This window comes from Methanoculleus marisnigri JR1 (assembly GCF_000015825.1).
In the GTDB taxonomy this organism is placed as follows: Archaea; Halobacteriota; Methanomicrobia; order Methanomicrobiales; family Methanoculleaceae; genus Methanoculleus; species Methanoculleus marisnigri.
Genome location: NC_009051.1, coordinates 339144 through 356742, shown reverse-complemented (window position 1 = coordinate 356742; position 17599 = coordinate 339144). Strand labels below are relative to the sequence as shown.

Sequence of the window (17599 nt, the reverse complement as noted above, 5' to 3'; positions counted from 1 at the left end):
TGAATGAGTTTCAGCCATATTTCCGTGATTTATGCGCCACACTGTTCCGTCCGGATAACCACCGGTTTCTCCCCATTCCGGGGATCCGTGAGACCGACGAGCGATGTATCGGCGTCCGGCCCATATTTCGCGTAGTCCACGAGCGTCGGGGCGGTCTTCATGAACCTGCCTTCCTGGAGCAGGTAGGGGAACTCCACAAAGAAGCCGTCGCAGAGCGACCGAACCTCCTCGATGACGGAAGCGTCCTCGACCTCCAGGATGACCATGCCCACCTGGACGCGCAGCGCAATCTCGGCGTCGGCGACGCGGATCGCTCTGCGGTCGGAGTGAGGGTTCGGGCTCCCCCGTGCCGGCCCGTAAGGGACAACCTTCGGCAGGCCGGGCCCGTGAATCATCATTCGGCGGATGCCGGCGACGCAGGCAAGCATATTGAGCAGGCGTTCTGCTGTCTCAGGCTTGAGCATCCGTACGGGCACAATCCTGAGTTGCGGAAATGCGGCGTTCGTCATTCGAATCTCTGCTCGCTCAGGCTCCGTTTGCGATCTGGTCGATCGGCTTGTTGAAGACGTCGATCTTACCGTAGGTGTCGGCGAAGAGCTTGGAGGTGCTCTCGGGCGAGAACATCTGCGTTCCGGCGTCGAGCGCCGCTGCGGCGACCACGCACGGGATAGCCACACCGTTTGCGTGCCGGGTCACAACGTGGTTACCGTTGAAGATACCGGGGCCGCCACCACCGTAGATCGAGTGGCTGAAGAACGAGAACCCGACGGCGGTACCCATGACACGGCCGTAGTCGGTGCTCGGGAGACCGGTCTCGTGCTCGAGCAGGTCGTTGAAGTAGAGGAGCGTCGCGGAGACCGCCTGGGCGAACCGTCCGGCACCACAGTTGACGATGGTGGCTGCCATGGTTCCTGCGGCGGCGTAGGCGTTCCAGAGCATGGGGTCCTTCGTGTCGTAGAACTGGAAGTACCCGCCCTTCTTGCCCGGAGCGATGACCTTGTCCTCGATGGCGCGCTCGACAAGGCTCTGGACGACGGTACCGACGGTGCCGTTCTGGCCGTTTGCCTTGACGAGGTCGTAGACCATGTTGTTCGCGTTCAGGCCCTGGTAGGCGTAGGCGAGCAGCTGGGCACGCTCGAACGGCCCGACGGCGGATCCCATCTCGAAGATACCGGCGGTCTCGAGGGTGGACGAGAGTGCTGCACCCTGCAGGGCGTTCCTGCCGGTCATCATGACGGTGTGGTTGACGGGGATGTTCCGGAGCGCGTAGCCGATACCCTCGTTGTTCTGGGGGATCGTCAGGATCGACGTAACGAGTGCACCCTCCATGTCCTGCGTGTGGGGGTAACTGCCCCAGCAAGCCGCCTTGACGGTGGATGCGTTGAAGGCGTCGATGTTGAACTGGTCGACGATCGAGAAGGTGGTCGCGGCTGCAACCGAGGTGATCGCGGCATCGTAGGTGGACGCGTTGACCAGGCGCTTCGTCGGAACCTGGACAAGCAGGAGCTTTCCACCGTTGAATTCCATGATCTCGGTGTCGTCACCCTCCTCGACCTGGATCATCTCCTTGATCTTGGCGACGATCGCGTCCTTGTTCTCCATGATGGGGAGATCGAGTTCTCTTCCCTTGATCTTGCCCTTTCCAAGCTTGCCAACCTTGAGTGCATCCTGGATGCCGCCAAGGTTTACGCTGATCGTTCTCTTGGTCAGGTCGATGATCTTACCTGTGGCCGGGTTAACCAGCGGGCTGATTCTGTCGAGGGCGACGCCGCTCTTGAGCAGCTTCCCGTCATCAGAATAGAGATCGATTGTTTCCGTGTATTTAGCCATAGTATTTCATCCTTTTACCCTTGTTCAATACGTTCCGTTCATGCAAGAGATCACGGGGCAAACACCCGCTCCGGATCCCTGAAGGCCGCTACTGCACGTCCCAAAAGGGACTATAAGAGTAGAAGGAGAGTTATTAATAAAATTTGCGAAATAAGACGGATTTTTTTGCAAAAAGTAATATTAATATCAATTATATTCCTAATTGGATATTTTAAAATCGGGATTCAATAGTTCAAATAATTGAACTCGATCATTAAAAAGGATTTCTCTCCGCGGCCCGTCAGGCGTTATCGTCCCGAAGAAGGGTCTGCAAAAGAGACATATTAAATATTACGTGGAACAACACTAATAGCAATAATTAAAGTTATTACTCTTGAAAAGTATTCAGCTGTACCCAGTCATTAAAGTGGGACGTAAAAATATATAATTCTACCTCCCTCTGGAGAGGATTTCCTGAGAACCAGGTACCCAGACAGTCTTTTCTTAAATACCCATGTCAACGGCCGGAAGGAAAAAAAATACAATTATATACCACCTTCACAATCCGGCCTACCCCGGACAACGAGAAGAGCATGCCTGTTTTCCGCCTCCCCACGGCCTCCATCCTTCAACCCCCGGCACCGGCAGCCGACGCCGTCTCATGCTATGACTATTCTGCAATACACCGCGGATCATCCCGCCGGGTAAAAATAACTCATTTCAAACACCTCATTGTAAAGTTTGTAATCTTTAGTTGCTTACAAATTCGGAATGGTTAAATACAAAACATTACAAGTTATGACAAAACGATCCGCCCGGTGCTCCGCCCGGATGTTTCGTTTCCTCGGGTGAGCAGGGCCCCACCATGTCGGAAGGTTCTGCTTGCCGGGTATAGAAATCCCGGTAGATCCTCCGACGCAACGGAGTACCCGATAACGGGCGTTGCCGGGGTTACCGTACCTGCGGCAGGTCTCCCGAAAACCCGGGAGGCCGGCCTTTCCAACTACATCGAGGCAAAACCATGGCGAACAGGATTACATTGAACATGATCACCCAGCGCTCCATCGAAGAAGGCGTTGCGATGGAAAAGGGCAAAACGACCCCGGAATACTTCGAGGCCTGCTCGATCATCGAGATGCACGACGACGACGTTAAGGCGCTCGGCCTGGTTCCGAACCAGCTGGTACGGGTGACGAGTGAATGCGGAAGCGTGGTCGTCAAGGCCGTCAAAGGGCGTCAGTCGCTCTACCCTGGCCTTGCATTCATCCCGCAGGGTGTCTGGGCAAACCAGGTGGTACCTCCCCGGACCCAGGCGACCGGGGAGCCGCAGTACAGCGGTTTCCCCGTGACGGTCGAGTCGGTGAACGGGGAGAGGCGCAAGAGCGCGCTCGAACTCGTCCAGGGAGCCGTCGGGATGTGGAGAGGTGATCAGTAATGCCAAAGAAGATTGAGAATGTCGGATGCCCCTACTGCGGCGTCTGCTGCGACGACCTTGTCGTGACCGTATCGGACGACGGAAAACAGATCCTCGAGGTGGAGAATGCCTGTGCCATCGGCAACCAGATCTTCCACCACGCGACCGGCAGCGAGAGAGTCAAGCTGCCCCGCCTCCGCCAGCCGGACGGCACCTACAAGGATATCTCCTACGACGAGGCGGTCGACTATGCGGCAAAAGTGCTCTATGATGCAAAGAAACCCCTGATCTATGGGTTCGGATCGACCAACTGCGAGGGCATGGCCGCCGCGGCCAAGGTCGCCGAGAGAGCGGGGGCCGTGCTCGACAACTGCGCGTCCATCTGCCACGGCTCCTCGTTCCTCGCCATATTCGACAACGGCTACCCGAGCTGCACCCTCGGCGAGACGAAGAACCGGGCGGACGTCATCGTCTACTGGGGCGCAAACCCCGCCCACGCCCACCCGCGGCACATGTCCCGCTACTCGATCTTCCCCCGCGGCTTCTTCACCGGCAAGGGCCACAAGAGCCGCAAGATCATCGTCATCGACCCGAGGCACACCGACACTGCCCAGGTGGCGGACATCTACCTGCAGGTGAAGCAGGGGCACGACTACGAGCTCTTCGACGCGTTCCGCGCCGTCGTCCGGGGCCACGAGATCCCCGAGGAGGTTGCCGGGATCAAGCGCGAGCAGATCCTCGAGGTTGCCAATATCATGAAGAAGGCCCGGTTCGGCACCATCTTCTACGGCATGGGGCTCTGCCACTCCGACGGCAGGAACCACAACGTGGACATCGCCATCAGCCTGACCCGTGACCTCAACGACTACACCAAGTGGACGATCATGGCGATGCGGGGCCACTACAACATCACCGGACCGGGCGCGGTCTGGTCATGGCAGTACGGGTTCCCCTACTGTCTCGACCTGACGAAGAAGGACATCGCCCACATGAACCCCGGCGAGACGAGCTCCGTCGACCTTGCCATGCGCGACGAGGTGGACGCTTTCATCAACATCGGAACCGATGCCGGCGCCCACTTCCCGATCGAGGCGGTCAAGCACCTGAGAAAGCACCCCTGGATCACCATCGACCCGAACATCTGCATGGCGAGCGAGATCTCCGACCTCCACATCCCGGTAGGAATCGTCGGGGTCGAGGTCCCGGGCATCGTCTATCGGATGGACAACGTCCCGATCCAGTACCGCAAGGTCATCGACCCGCCCGAGGGCGTCATCAGCGACGAGGAACTCTTCGAGCGGATCCACAAGAGGCTCGGCGAACTGGAAGCCGAAGAGACTGCAAAAGGACCGGCGAAGGCAGCGCCCGAAGGCGTCCGCGCGGAGGAGTGAAGCATGAGCGAACTACTGATCAGGAACGGGTTCGTCTTCGATCCCCTGCAGGGGATCAAGGGCGACCGCATGGACATCGGAGTCAAGGACGGCAAGATCGTCGAGACCAGCGCCCTCAACAGCCCGAAGACGATCGACGCGGCCGGCATGACCGTGATGGCGGGCGGCGTCGACATCCACTCTCACGTGGTCGGGCCGAAGGTGAACGTCGGCCGGCTCTTCCGACCGGAGGACAAACTCTTCAAGAGCCCCCACAAATCCCCCACGTGCAGCCGCATGGAGATGGGCTGCTCCGTCCCCTCCACGTTCAAGACCGGCTACGACTACGCTCGGATGGGCTACGTCTTCGTCAACGAGGCGGCGATGCCCCCGCTCCACTCCCCGCACGTCCACGAAGAGATCCGGGATACCCCGATCATCGACATCGCCGCGATGCCGGTCTTCGGAAACAACTGGTTCACCCTTGAATACCTCAAAAATAACGAAATCGAGAACAACGCCGCGTATACCGCCTGGCTTCTCCGGGCAACACGCGGGTTCGGCCTCAAGGTCGTCAACCCCGGCGGCTCCGAAGCCTGGGGCTGGGGCCTGAACTGCGAGCACATCCACGACCCGGTCCCGTACTTCGATATCGCCCCGGCGGAGATCGTGAAGGGTCTCATCGAGACGAACGAGTATCTCGGTCTCCCCCACTCGGTGCACCTGCACTGCAACAACCTCGGAAACCCGGGCAACTACACCGACACGCTCGAGTCGCTCAAACTCGCCGAAGGCTACGCCCCGAAGAACGACTTCGGCCGCGAACAGGTGCTGCACATCACGCACCTTCAGTTCCACGCCTACGGCGGCGACTCCTGGGGGAACTTCGAGTCCCGGGCAAAAGACGTGATGGACTACGTGAACAGCCACGACAACATCACCGTCGACATAGGTCAGGTGACCCTCGACGAGACCACCACCATGACCGCCGACGGGCCGTTCGAGCACCATCTGCGCGGCCTCAACAACCTGAAGTGGGCAAACGTGGACGTGGAACTCGAGACCTCCGCGGGCGTCGTGCCCTACATCTACAGCCCGAAGGTCAAGGTCTGCACCATCCAGTGGGCCGTCGGCCTGGAGATCGCCCTCCTCTCCAGAGACCTGATGCGGACGTTCGTCACCACCGACCACCCGAATGCCGGGCCGTTCACCCGCTACCCGCAGGTCATCGCCTGGCTGATGAGCAGGGGCGCACGTGACGAGACGATGAAGACGTTCAAGTGGCTCGAGCGGACGATCGACGCCACCTCAATCGACAGCATCGACCGCGAACTCACGCTGTATGAGATCGCGCAGATGACCCGGGCGGGGCCGGCAAAGGCGCTCGGCATCGGCAACACCTACGGCGGGCTTGCCCCCGGCATGGATGCCGATATCGCCGTATACTCCCTCAACCCCGAAGATATGCCCTCCGACCCCGCAATGATCGAGAAGGCATTCTCCCGGTGCGCCTGGCTCGTCAAGGACGGCATCGTGACCGTCCGGGACGGCGAGGTCGTCTCGGAGCCCGCAAAGCGGACGGTCTGGGTCGACGTGAAGGTCCCGGAGAACGCGCAGGTGCAGAGAGACATCTACGAGCACTTCCTCCGGCACTACAGCGTGAAACTCGACAACTACTCGCTCTTCGAGGAACACCTCCATAACCCGCGGGTGATCGAGGTCGATACGACACAATGAGGTGATGAGAAGCATGAAGACAGTTACCCTCACCCTGACCAACTCCCCCGAACTCTATATCGAGGGACAGAACATCACGCCGGACAACTTCGCAGGCAGGAAGGCCGCCGAGATAACTGCCCTCGATGTCTGGGAAGGCAAACAGAAGAGCCCGCTCGGGAAGTACTTCACCGTTGAAGGCGACGGTGCAGCGACGGCTGAAGAGACGAAGATCGTTCTCCGGGGAGACTGCACCCGCGTCAAAAGGATCGGGCAGCAGATGACCGCCGGCGAGATCGTCATCGAAGGCAACGCCGATATGTACATCGGCGGCTGGATGAAGGGCGGGAAGATCCACGTCAAAGGGGACGTCGACTCGTTCTGCGGCATCGGGATGGAAGGCGGCGAACTGATCGTCGACGGAAACGCCAAGAGCCACCTGGGCTCATCCCCCCGCGGCGAGTGGCGCGGCATGCAGGGCGGGCTGATCCGGGTCGCCGGGAGTGTCGCGAACGATACCGCCACATTCATCAACGGCGGGACGATCGTCATCGGCGGCGATGCGGACATCCATGTCTCCACCCACGGCGAAGGCGGCACCGTCATCATCAAGGGCAACGCCAAAGGCCGTGTCGGCGGGCAGATGGTGAAAGGCGACATCTATGTCTACGGGACGATCGAGAACCCGCTCCCGGGATTTTCGATGGTCGGCGAGGTGGAGCAGGAGGTCGACGGCGAGACGGCCACCTTCGTCCACTACATCGGCGACCTCGGCGAACGCCACCCGGTCTCCAAAGGCAAGACGGTGTATGCGAACCTCTACACCCGAACCTAACTTTTTTCTGCGAGAGCGACCGGGTTCGCCGGGAACAGGCGATGATATGGGCATAACGCCATGGTGAGGCAACGCCTCGCGTCAAAACCGCTTGCAGAAGTCCGGGAGGTGATGCGCTCGGCCTTCCCGACCCCCGGCCGGACCGTCACCCTCCCGGTTGCCGATACGGCCGGACGGATGACGGCGAAACCCGTCTATTCGTTGCTGACCGTTCCGGAAGCGGATATCGCCGCCAGAGATGGTTTCGCCGTCGAGAGCCGCGAGACCGCCGGGGCGAGCGCAGCAAACCCGGTCGGGCTCGAAAACCCTCAGAGGGTGAACACGGGAAACGCGATCCCCGCGGGTTACGATGCGGTCGTCATGATCGAGGACGTCGCCGGAAGAGACGGCGCCTGGAGCACCCGGAAGGCCGTGATCCCCGGCGAGCACCTCCACCCGAGAGGGACCGAGATCCGGCAGGGCGACCAGATCCTCCCGGCAGGGCACCGGATACGCCCCTGCGATATCGGGGCGCTCCTCTCCTACGGGATCGCCGCGATCGACGTGCGGGAGGTCCGGGTAGGACTCATCCCGACGGGGAGCGAACTGGTTTTGGCGGGCGAACTCCCGGGGCCGGGAGGTGCCGTCGAGAGCAACACCGCCGCGGCCGCGGCACTGCTCGGCGAGGCAGGCTCCACCTGCACCCGCTATGGTATCGTCCGCGACGACCCCGCATTACTCCGGGAAGCCGTCGAGAAGGGTATCCGCGACAACGACCTGCTCCTGATCTCCGCCGGCTCATCGGCAGGCACCCGGGACTTCACCGCCGGCGTCATCGGCGACCTCGGCGAGGTACTCGTCCACGGCATCGCGATGAAACCGGGTGAACCGGCGATCATCGGGCGGATCGACGGCAAACCAGCCATCGGGCTCCCGGGTTACCCGATCGCCGCCCAAACAGCCGTACGGGAACTCGCCCTCCCCCTGCTCGTGGCATGGGGATTTCATCCCCCACCGGCGGAGCGTCTCCGCGCCCGGCTCGACAGGATGGTCACGTCGGATCCCGGCTACGACGAGTTCGTCCTCCTCGCCGTCTCGCGAGCAGGCGATCGCTACGCCGCGACCCCCCTGCCGAGAGGAGGGGGCACGCAGATGGCGATGGTGCGTGCAAACGCCTACCTGCACGTCCCGAGAGGCACCAGCGGCATCTGCGAAGGCACGGAGATCGAAGTCCTGCTGACCGGGCCGGGCCGGGAAGCGGACGAAATCTCCGAACCCGCGCCGAAACGGCCGGTGCAGGTGCGAAAAGAGTCACTTCCGGTGAAGGACGATACCTGACGGGACTTCCGTGCTCAGGTGCCCGCCGTACCGTCGGTCGCGTCTCCGGCCGAACCGTTCCGGCAGCCTCCCTCCTCGCTCTCACCCTCGCAGGTCTCCATGAGGCTGCGGATCCGCTCTTCGAGATGCAGGAGATTCTCCTGGAACTCGCGTGCGAGCAGGAACGTCCGGACAGCGTCGCCCATCCCCCGGTGGGCGGCGAGGAGGTGGCGATACTCCCGCGGGACGGGATACCTGAAGTGTGTCGAGGCGACGATGGAATCATCGGCGGAAAAATCGATGAGCCGGGCGAGGCGGTCGAGGGAGAGAACCTGTTTCATCTTGAAGTGCCGCCGGATCTCCCGCTGGAGGTCGACCAGCATGCACCCGTCGAGCGAGAAGCCTGCGGTCCGGAAGGCCCGCCTTTCCATATCCGCAGCAAAAACGACGATTGCCGGAGCATCACCGGCCGAGACGACCGACTCCATAAAGAGCCGGAGATCGGCAAACGCTTTTTTTGCCGTCGCCTTTGCCGCGGAAACCCCGTCGCCCGGGCTGCGGTAGGAGTGATCGTAGGGCATCCCGTACTCGCCGCGGCCCATGTTCGCCACGGTCGTCGCGACACCGACGGTCTTGCCGCACTCGTCGGTCACTTTCTTCCATATCTCGACGTCGATGTCGTAGCAGAACTGCTCGCCGACGTAGCGGACGCTGTCGTCCTCTGGCCGATAAAGAACCGCGCCGATCTCGATCGGCATCATGACCGCCCGACAGGTGCCGTAGACGTACCCGAACTCGATGTCCAGGTAGACACGCCTGCCTGCCTCGTACGCTGCCGGCTGCACCACGGATAAGATCTCTTCGGCGGCAACGAAAAGGTTTCCCGGAGGTTCCGTCTCCGGCAAAGGTTTATCCGGCAGGACATAAGCCATTCTATAGAGAAGAGCAGCAGGACGCCCTGCACCCGACGGACATGAAACTCTCCACCATCTGGACCAGATTTCGTATCGGCGACCTTTGCAGGAGGAGGCTCCCCCGGCGCCCGGAGCCCGCCGGCCTCGACCGGGAGGCAGAGGTGCGTGCGCTCCTCGCCCATCCCCCGTTCGGGATCACCGACGTCGCAAAGACCGCCATTCCCCTCTACGACCGGGCGCTGACCCACCGGTCGTACGCGAACCACGGAGAGTACCCGGCAGAGACGTTCGAGGACAACGAACGGCTCGAGTTCCTGGGGAACTACGTCCTCGACTTCGTCATAGCCGACCACCTCTACGGCGAGTACGATCTCCCGCCGGGTGAGATGAACCGGAGGCTCCAGGTGACCAGGAACACGAAACTCGCCGAGATCGTGCGGCGGCAGGGCCTCGGCATCGACGGCGCCGTCAGGCGGCGCGGGCAGCCGCCGACCGACTCGATCGTCGCCGACGCCTTCGAGGCCCTGATCGGTGCAATCTACCTCGACCGCGGCCTCGGCGTCGCACGGGACGTGGTGCTCGCGATCTTCGAGGAAGAGATCGCGGAGTGCGACACCCACAGGAACTACCGCGGAAGGCTTCAGGAGTACGTCGCGCGGGAGAACCTCGGCGAACTCGAGTACGCCTTCCTGCAGACCGGCCCCGGGAACTGCCCGGTCTGGGCCGCCCGGGTGACGGTCGGGGGAATTCCGTTCGGAGAGGGCGAGGCAAGAACCAAACAGGGCGCGGCGATGATCGCGGCAAAAGAGGCGCTCGCCCGCCTCAGGGGAGAGTGAGGCGGTGCTGCCGGGCGACAGGGATACGACCGTCGCGGTCGCCCGGTGCGACGATTACGCGCCGGACGAGGTCGATGCGGCCGTCCGCCGTGCGGTCGACCTCGTCGGCGGCATCGGGAGGTTTGTCTCGCCGGGAGAGAGCGTCCTCCTCAAACCGAACCTCCTGCAGGGGCAGGCGCCGGAACGGTGCGTCACCACCCACCCGGAGGTCGTCGCCGCCGTCGCACGGCTTCTTGTGGAGCACGGGTGCCGGGTCGTCATCGGCGACAGCCCCGGCGCCGGGATTGTCTACAGCGAGGCGAACCTGCGGCGGGCATACGCGCGGTCGGGGTTTGCCGCAGTGGCCGAAGAGACCGGCACCGCCCTGAACTACGACACCGGGTCGCAGATCGTGGCGTTCCCGGAAGGCGAGGTGATGAAGCAGTTCTCCATCATCACCCCGGCCGTAGAGGCCGACGCGATCGTGGTCGTCTCGAAAGCCAAGACCCACATGTGGACGCGGATGACCGGCGCCGCAAAGAACCTCTTCGGGCTCATCCCGGGGCTCGAAAAACCGGTCTTCCACTTCCGGTTCCAGGATGAGTACGCCTTCGGCCGAATGCTCGCCGACCTCAACGAGTGCATGAAACCCCGGCTCCAGATCGTGGACGCGGTCGTGGGGATGGAAGGGGACGGCCCCCAGGCAGGCAGCCCGCGAACGATCGGGGTCATCCTAGCCGGGAGCGATTACGCGGTCGTGGACACCGTCCTCGCGCGGCTCATCGGCATGGATCCGCTCGAGATCGGAAGCACGAGAAGCGCGGCCGAGCGCGGGCTGTTCGACCCTGAGGGGGTCAGGACGGTCGGCGACGACCCGGCTGAGTTCATGGTCCCGGACTTCCAAAAACCCTCGACCTACACGGGGGGTCGGACGGGCGTCTGGCGGCGGGTCGTCCTCGCCGTCGTCCAGCGGTTCGGGAGAACCTACGCTCCCCGGCCCGGCGTGATCGCTTCTTCGTGCATCGGCTGTGGGAAGTGCGAGCGGATCTGCCCCGTGCACGCGATCACCGTTGCCGAAGGCAAAGCGACGATCGATCTTTCGCGGTGCATTCGGTGCTACTGCTGCCACGAGATGTGCACCGAGCACGCCATCGCCCTCTCCCGGAGCCTCACCGGGAAGGTCCTCGCCCGCCTGCTCGGGTGAAGACGCCCCCGCCAAAAGACTCATGAGCGATCGGAGAAAGAGCAGGGGCCATGCCATGCCCGTTCTGCAACCCGGCCCCGGGGGACATCGTTGCGAAAAACAACCTCTGCTACGCTCGCTACGACATCCATCCGGTCAGCCCCGGCCACCTGCTCGTGATCCCGTTCCGGCACGTCGGGAGTTACTTCGATACGACCGATGAAGAGAGGATGGCCATCGCCCGGCTCATCGACGACTGCAGGGGGCTCACCGACCGCGACCGTCGCCCCGACGGCTACAACATCGGCGTCAACGTCGGGGAGGCCGCGGGGCAGAACGTCATGCATGTCCACATCCACTTCATCCCGCGCTACCGGGGAGATGCCGGAGAGCACGGAGGGGGCGTGCGGGGCGTGATGCCGTGCAAGCCGGAGTAGCGGCAAAGAGCGACCTCTGGGCATAATTTCCGGGTATGCCGTCGTGCCGCCGTGCCCGGGGCAACGGCACCGGGCGTGTACCGGCCGGTGCCCGGATGCCCATTTAGAATGATTAATTATGCAAGTAAGGCATAGTTACCCTACGAGGGACAATAGTGCAGACGCTGCTCTTCCTAATATTATTCCCCATCCTCGTCGCGTGTCTTTTACTGTTCGTGAAACGGACGACATTGCGTTACGCGGTGGTTGCCCTCTCCGCTCTCGTCATCGGCGGAGCATCGATATACCTGCTTATGCGGTATGCGTTCGAAGGCGCGGTCTATTTCGCCGCGCCTTCGGAGGCGGCCAGCCTCGCCATGGTGGCTATCGAGATGGGCCTGGCGCTCTTTATCATCTACATGGGCGCAAAGTTCAGGAACTACCTGGCAATCGTGCTTGCCGTCATTCAGGCGGCGCTGGTTGTATACCTCGAGGCTACGTTTTCGGAGAACCTTCATGCGGTCAACAACCTCTTCATCGACCAGTTCTCCATCATCATGGGCCTGATCATCGGGATCATCGGGAGCCTCATAGCCGTGTACGCGGTCAGGTACATGGAGACATACCACCACCACCACCCGGAGGTGCGCGACCGGCAGAAGATGTTCTTCTTCGTCATCTTCATCTTCCTTGCCGCGATGTTCGGCCTGGTATTCTCCAACAACCTCATGTGGGTCTTCTTCTTCTGGGAGATCACCACAATCACATCGTTCCTGCTGATAGGTTACTCGGAGACCGAGGAAGCAACAAAGAATGCTTTCCTTGCGCTGGTGATGAACCTTCTCGGCGGGGTCGCGTTCGTCGCTGCGCTCATCTTCCTCGCCGCAACCGAGGCGACGAGCGGGGGCATCGATCTCGCCCGGGTGCTCGCCTCAGGGGACGCGGCCGTCATCCTGATTCCGGCCGTCCTGATCGGGTTTGCCGGTATAACGAAAGCCGCGCTGATGCCGTTCTCCTCCTGGCTTCTCGGGGCGATGGTGGCCCCGACGCCGGTCTCGGCCCTGCTCCACTCGAGCACCATGGTCAAGGCCGGTGTTTATATCCTGGTCCGGTTCTCACCGGTCTTCGCCGGGACGTTCGCCGGATTCTCCATCGGCCTCGTCGGCGCTGTGACCTTCGTCGTCGCGTCCGCGATCGCGATATCACAGAGCAACGCTAAACTGGTCCTCGCCTATTCGACGATCGCAAACCTCGGCCTGATAGCCGCCTGCGCGGGTGTCGGAACTTACATGCTCGTCTGGGCGGCAATCCTCCTGATAATCTTCCACGCCGTCGCGAAGTCGCTCCTCTTCCTCGGGACCGGTGCGATCGAGCACCGGATCGGGAGCCGGGACATCGAGGACATGGAAGGCCTGATCGTCCGGATGCCCAGGATGGCGGTGATGATGTTCATCGGGATCGCCGGCATGTTCCTTGCACCCTTCGGCATGCTGATCTCCAAGTGGGCAGCGATCGAGGCGTTCGTCCAGGTCCAGGCTCCCTTCGGCCTGGTCTTCATCGCGCTCCTCGCCTACGGGAGCGCCATCACAGTCTTTTTCTGGGCGAAATGGATGGGCAAACTCATCGCGATCACCAGGAACCAGGAGAAGGTCGAGAAAGGGTTCTTTGAGGAGCCCTGGGCTCCCCTCTACATCATCACCGGCCTCGTGGTAGCGGCCGTCCTCCTCTTCCCGGTCATCTCCTCGACGCTGATCGAGCCCTACGTCCTTGCCATCTACGGGGTTACGGCACGCCTTGCAGAGGCGAACGTCGCCATCATGCTCCTGATGATGGCTCTCCTGCTGATCCTCCCGGTCTCGTTCCTCCTCTTCAGGAGGAGCGCAAAGCGCCTCCCGGCCTACATGGGCGGGAGAACCGCCACGCCGGATCTGCACTTCGCCGGGTCGCTCGGCCTGACCCGGGAGGCACAGACGCGGAACTACTACCTCACCGAGTACTTCGGCGAGGCAAAACTCTTCCTTCCGGGGGCAGTGATCTGTACCGTCCTGATCCTTGTATCGTGGGCTCTCGCGGGGGTGGCGCTATGACCTGGACCTGGCTCATCGGGGCGGTTCTCTTCCTCGTCCTCGCGCCCATCGCCGGCGGCCTCATCGCGGGAATCGATAGAAGGATCACCGCGCGGATGCAGGGGAGGGTCGGGCCGCCGCTCCTGCAGCCCTTCTACGACGTCGGCAAACTCTTCGAGAAGGAGAGCGTCGTCGTCACGACGGCGCAGAACTTCTATGTCCTCGCCTACCTGATCTTCATCGCCCTCTCCGGCGCGCTCTTCTTCGCGGGAGGGGACCTGTTGCTGATCATCTTCGCCTTCACGCTCGCCCACGTCTTCCTGGTGCTCGGGGCCTATGCGGCCCACTCCCCCTACAGCCACATCGGGGCCGAGCGCGAACTGATCCAGTTGATGGCGTATGAACCGATGATCATCCTCGCGGCCGTCGGGTTTTACATGGTCACGAACAGTTTCTACGTCGCCGAGATCGCCGTCTCGGCCATACCGGCCATCCTCTACCTCCCCGGCGTCTTCCTGGGCTTCGTGACCATTCTCACGATCAAGCTTCGGAAATCCCCCTTCGACATCTCGACGTCGCACCACGCGCACCAGGAGATCGTCAAGGGTATCACGACGGAGTTCTCGGGATCGACGCTCGCCCAGGTCGAGATCGCCCACTGGTACGAGAACGTCTTCCTCCTCGGGTTCGTCTACCTCTTCTTTGCCTGGAACCCCGTGGTCGGGATCATCGCGGTCGTGATCACGTATCTCGCCGAGATCTTCGTCGACAACGTCACTGCGCGGGTTCGGTGGCAGGCGGCGCTGAAGAGCGGGTGGCTCGCGGCGGTACTCGGCATCGTGAACCTGGCGATCCTCGCCTATATCCTCGCCTATATGATGACTGGAGGTGCATGAGTACCATGGCATTCCTGAAGCGATCGCCCTGGATCCTTCACTACGATGCGTCCAGCTGCAACGGGTGCGACATAGAGGTTCTTGCATGCCTCACCCCGCTCTACGATGTGGAGCGGTTCGGTATGATCAACACCGGGAACCCGAAGCACGCAGATATTCTGCTGATCACCGGCGGAATCAACACGCAGAACCGGGAGGTGGTCGAAAACATCTACGAGCAGATGCCGGAGCCGAAAGTCGTCATTGCAGTTGGTGTTTGTGCCGCAACCGGCGGCATATTCCGGGAGTGTTACAACATCGTGGGGGGCATCGACAAGGTTATCCCCGTGGATGTCTACGTTCCGGGATGCGCGGCAAGGCCGGAACAGATCATCGACGGTGTCGTAACAGCGCTTTCGATCCTCGAGAAGAAACGAGCGGCGATGGCGGGGACGGCGCAGACAAAAGAAGAAGAGCAGCACGCGGAACAGGCAGGTGAGAGCACATGACGGTTAACGAAGAGCAGACTACCACCGGTATCACGCTGGAGGATCTCCTGCGAGAGGTCGAGGCGCTTCACGCCAGAGGATACCGTCTCGTCCAGATCGGGTGTACGGATCTCGACGGGTCTTACGAGCTCAACTACTCGTTCGATAAAGGCTACCAGTTCAGGAACCTCCGCCTGACTGTCGGGCCGGAGACGGAGGTTCCAAGCATCTCCGGCATCTACTGGGGGGCGTTCGTCTACGAGAACGAGATGCACGACTCCTTCGGGATTCCGGTCAAAGGAATTAATATCGACTTTAAAGGAACGTTCATCAGGACGGATGAAAAATATCCGTTCAGCGTCACGAGAAGGGGAGGCGACCGATGCCAGAACGCATAATCGTGCCGTTCGGACCCCAGCATCCGGTGCTGCCGGAGCCGATCCACCTCGACCTCGTTCTCGAGGACGAGAAGGTGGTGGAAGCGATCCCCTCGATCGGCTACATCCACCGGGGACTCGAACGTCTCGTGCAGAAACGCGAGTATACCGAGTACGTCTACGTGGCGGAACGGATCTGCGGGATCTGCAGTTTCATCCACGCGCTCTGCTACAGCCAGGGCGTCGAGCATATCATGAAGATCGAGGTTCCGGACCGGGCACGCTACCTCCGGACAATCTGGTCGGAGTGCTCGCGTATCCACTCGCACCTCCTTTGGCTCGGGCTCTTTGCCGACGGGATGGGCTTTGAGAACCTCTTCATGCGGTCCTGGCAGCTCCGGGAGAGCGTGCTCGACGTGCTCGAGGACACCACCGGTGGAAGGGTCATCCAGGGTACCTGCAAGGTCGGCGGGGTCAGGCGCGACATAGGGCAGGAGAAACTCGACGAGATGCACCGGACACTCGATCCCTTCGAGCAGCAGTGCCGGGATCTCGGCGACGTCTTCCTAAACGACGATACGGTGAAATACCGTCTCAAGGGACTCGGGGTCATCTCAAAGGACGAGGCCTACGACCTCGGGGCGGCGGGGCCGACCGCCAGAGGGAGCGGGGTCGCGATGGACCACCGCGAGACCGGCTATGCGGCCTACGGGGATCTCGGCTTCAAGCCGGTCGTCGAGACCACCGGCGACTGCTACGCCCGGTGCGCTGTTCGGGTCAAGGAGGTTTACGCGTCCATCGACCTGATCCGGCGGGCGATCGAGGAGATGCCCGAAGGACCCATCGACGTGAAGGTCAAGGGGACGCCCGATGGCGAGTACTTCTCCCGCGCGGAGCAGCCCCGGGGTGAGGTCATCCACTACCTCAAGGGCGACGGGAGCAAGCACCTTGCCCGGGCCCGTATCAGGACGCCGACGCTCGCGAACATCCCGCCGCTCGTGAAGATGCTCCCGGGCATCCAGCTCGCGGATGTCCCGGTCGTCGTCCTCTCGATCGACCCCTGCATCGGCTGCATGGAGAGGTGAAGTGAGAATGGGAATTTTTCAGATGACAAAGACGGTTCTCCGGAACCTTGCAGGCGGTCCGGCCACCCGGCAGTACCCGGCGGTGCCGGCACGGAGCTGCTCCCTCACCCGGGGACACATCGTCTTCGACCCGGCCACCTGCCGCTCCTGCAGCCTCTGCGTGAAACGGTGCCCGTGCGAGGCGATCCGTCTCGACAAGGAGGCGAAGGTCTGGGAGATCGACCGCATGCGGTGCATCGCCTGCGGCGACTGCGTCGAGGGCTGCCCGTTCGGGAGCCTCACGATGGAGCAGAGTTACCACCCTCCGGTGACGGAGCACGTGGTGGAGCGCTACACCATCACCTACGTGAAACCCGAGAGGCCCGCGAAGAAACCGGCCGAAGAGAGCACAAAGGAAGAAGGCGTCGGCGAGAGCGCGTGAGAAGGGGGCGGGGTGCAGGGGCACCCCGGTGGAGCCCCTTTTTGAGAACTTTTTTGGTTCGCGCTCAGTGGCCGTTCGAGCGCCTGAGGTGTAGGTAGTAGTTTAGGATCGATACACGGGACGGTTCGGAGTTATGGCTCTCCGAAAGGGATGATGATGCACGGTCGCATTCTGTTTCTTGTACCTGAGGATTCGTGAACTCCACCAGCACATATGCCCGGCCACGGCTTTCCAGTGGATATCGCGTCTGGGGGAGGGGCTGACGGGGAGGGGGCTGGCCCCCTCCCCTGTCTCTACCCCGTAAGGTTCTACCTGTGACCCCACCCCGCCCGGCCTCCGGCCTCCTCCCCCGCCCCTTAGGGGCGGGGGGCAGTGCGTGGCGATATGCGACGTTCCGATAGGAACGGAGCACAAGCACCGCCAGGTGCGTAGCCGGTGGAAAGCCGTGGATGGGCATACGTGATCGATATGAATTCGATCACCATCGGCCGCAAAGAATGGGGTGCGACCCTCGGTATG

General features: G+C 62.0%; 17 protein-coding genes. 14 read left to right on the top strand and 3 right to left on the bottom strand.

Annotated features, from left to right (window positions below; translation table 11 throughout):
- Nucleotides 1–29 precede the first annotated feature (29 nt).
- Both mcrD and mcrB read right to left on the bottom strand, forming a co-directional pair.
- A complete protein-coding gene (gene mcrD / locus MEMAR_RS01800; protein ID WP_011843219.1) occupies nt 30–509 on the bottom strand; it encodes a methyl-coenzyme M reductase operon protein D in 480 nt (159 codons plus the stop codon).
- A gap of 16 nt (nt 510–525) precedes the next feature.
- Nucleotides 526–1830, bottom strand: a complete 1305-nt coding sequence (gene mcrB, locus MEMAR_RS01795) for a coenzyme-B sulfoethylthiotransferase subunit beta (RefSeq protein ID WP_011843218.1) — start codon at nt 1828–1830, stop codon at nt 526–528.
- Nucleotides 1831–2830: 1000 nt separating this feature from the next.
- Here mcrB and MEMAR_RS01790 point away from each other — a divergent pair.
- The 5 genes from MEMAR_RS01790 to MEMAR_RS01770 are packed head-to-tail and all read left to right on the top strand — an operon-like array spanning nt 2831 to nt 8461.
- Complete coding sequence (locus MEMAR_RS01790) at nt 2831–3244, top strand: molybdopterin dinucleotide binding domain-containing protein (protein ID WP_048063713.1); 414 nt, start codon at nt 2831–2833, stop codon at nt 3242–3244.
- Nucleotides 3244–4614 (top strand): formylmethanofuran dehydrogenase subunit B, encoded by a 1371-nt coding sequence (locus MEMAR_RS01785; protein ID WP_011843215.1) that lies wholly within the window; start codon nt 3244–3246, stop codon nt 4612–4614. Before MEMAR_RS01790 ends, MEMAR_RS01785 begins: the two co-directional genes overlap by 1 nt.
- Nucleotides 4615–4617: 3 nt before the next feature.
- Complete coding sequence (locus tag MEMAR_RS01780) at nt 4618–6330, top strand: formylmethanofuran dehydrogenase subunit A (protein ID WP_011843214.1); 1713 nt, start codon at nt 4618–4620, stop codon at nt 6328–6330.
- 13 nt (nt 6331–6343) lie between these two features.
- Entirely contained in the window at nt 6344–7144 is an 801-nt protein-coding gene (locus MEMAR_RS01775; protein ID WP_011843213.1) for a formylmethanofuran dehydrogenase subunit C, read from the top strand.
- Between the two features lie 60 nt (nt 7145–7204).
- Nucleotides 7205–8461: a molybdenum cofactor synthesis domain-containing protein gene (locus MEMAR_RS01770; RefSeq protein ID WP_011843212.1), complete on the top strand. Its 1257-nt coding sequence runs from the start codon at nt 7205–7207 to the stop codon at nt 8459–8461.
- A gap of 14 nt (nt 8462–8475) precedes the next feature.
- Here MEMAR_RS01770 and MEMAR_RS01765 read toward each other — a convergent pair whose 3' ends face one another.
- Nucleotides 8476–9345 (bottom strand): hypothetical protein, encoded by an 870-nt coding sequence (locus MEMAR_RS01765; RefSeq protein ID WP_187147932.1) that lies wholly within the window; start codon nt 9343–9345, stop codon nt 8476–8478.
- 68 nt (nt 9346–9413) lie between these two features.
- Here MEMAR_RS01765 and MEMAR_RS01760 point away from each other — a divergent pair, with 68 nt between their 5' ends.
- The 9 genes from MEMAR_RS01760 to MEMAR_RS01720 all read left to right on the top strand — a co-directional run bounded on the left by MEMAR_RS01760 (nt 9414) and on the right by MEMAR_RS01720 (nt 17080).
- Nucleotides 9414–10190, top strand: coding sequence for a ribonuclease III family protein (locus MEMAR_RS01760; protein ID WP_011843210.1), 777 nt, complete (start codon nt 9414–9416; stop codon nt 10188–10190).
- 4 nt (nt 10191–10194) lie between these two features.
- Entirely contained in the window at nt 10195–11373 is a 1179-nt protein-coding gene (locus tag MEMAR_RS01755) for a DUF362 domain-containing protein (RefSeq protein WP_011843209.1), read from the top strand.
- A 50-nt stretch (nt 11374–11423) separates the two neighbouring features.
- A complete protein-coding gene (locus tag MEMAR_RS01750) occupies nt 11424–11789 on the top strand; it encodes an HIT family protein (RefSeq protein ID WP_011843208.1) in 366 nt (121 codons plus the stop codon).
- A gap of 155 nt (nt 11790–11944) precedes the next feature.
- The gene (locus MEMAR_RS01745; RefSeq protein ID WP_011843207.1) at nt 11945–13855 is read left to right on the top strand and encodes an NADH-quinone oxidoreductase subunit 5 family protein; all 1911 of its coding nucleotides are present in this window, start codon (nt 11945–11947) and stop codon (nt 13853–13855) included.
- Entirely contained in the window at nt 13852–14730 is an 879-nt protein-coding gene (locus MEMAR_RS01740; protein WP_011843206.1) for a respiratory chain complex I subunit 1 family protein, read from the top strand. Before MEMAR_RS01745 ends, MEMAR_RS01740 begins: the two co-directional genes overlap by 4 nt.
- Before the next feature lie 5 nt (nt 14731–14735).
- Nucleotides 14736–15218 carry an NADH-quinone oxidoreductase subunit B family protein gene (locus tag MEMAR_RS01735; RefSeq protein WP_011843205.1) on the top strand — a complete coding sequence of 161 codons (483 nt, stop codon included), beginning with the start codon at nt 14736–14738 and terminating at the stop codon, nt 15216–15218.
- Nucleotides 15215–15595, top strand: coding sequence for an NADH-quinone oxidoreductase subunit C (locus tag MEMAR_RS01730; RefSeq protein WP_011843204.1), 381 nt, complete (start codon nt 15215–15217; stop codon nt 15593–15595). Before MEMAR_RS01735 ends, MEMAR_RS01730 begins: the two co-directional genes overlap by 4 nt.
- Nucleotides 15580–16659: a hydrogenase large subunit gene (locus tag MEMAR_RS01725; protein ID WP_011843203.1), complete on the top strand. Its 1080-nt coding sequence runs from the start codon at nt 15580–15582 to the stop codon at nt 16657–16659. The genes MEMAR_RS01730 and MEMAR_RS01725 overlap by 16 nt, the downstream gene beginning before the upstream one ends.
- Before the next feature lie 7 nt (nt 16660–16666).
- The gene (locus MEMAR_RS01720; protein WP_011843202.1) at nt 16667–17080 is read left to right on the top strand and encodes a 4Fe-4S binding protein; all 414 of its coding nucleotides are present in this window, start codon (nt 16667–16669) and stop codon (nt 17078–17080) included.
- Nucleotides 17081–17599 lie beyond the last annotated feature (519 nt).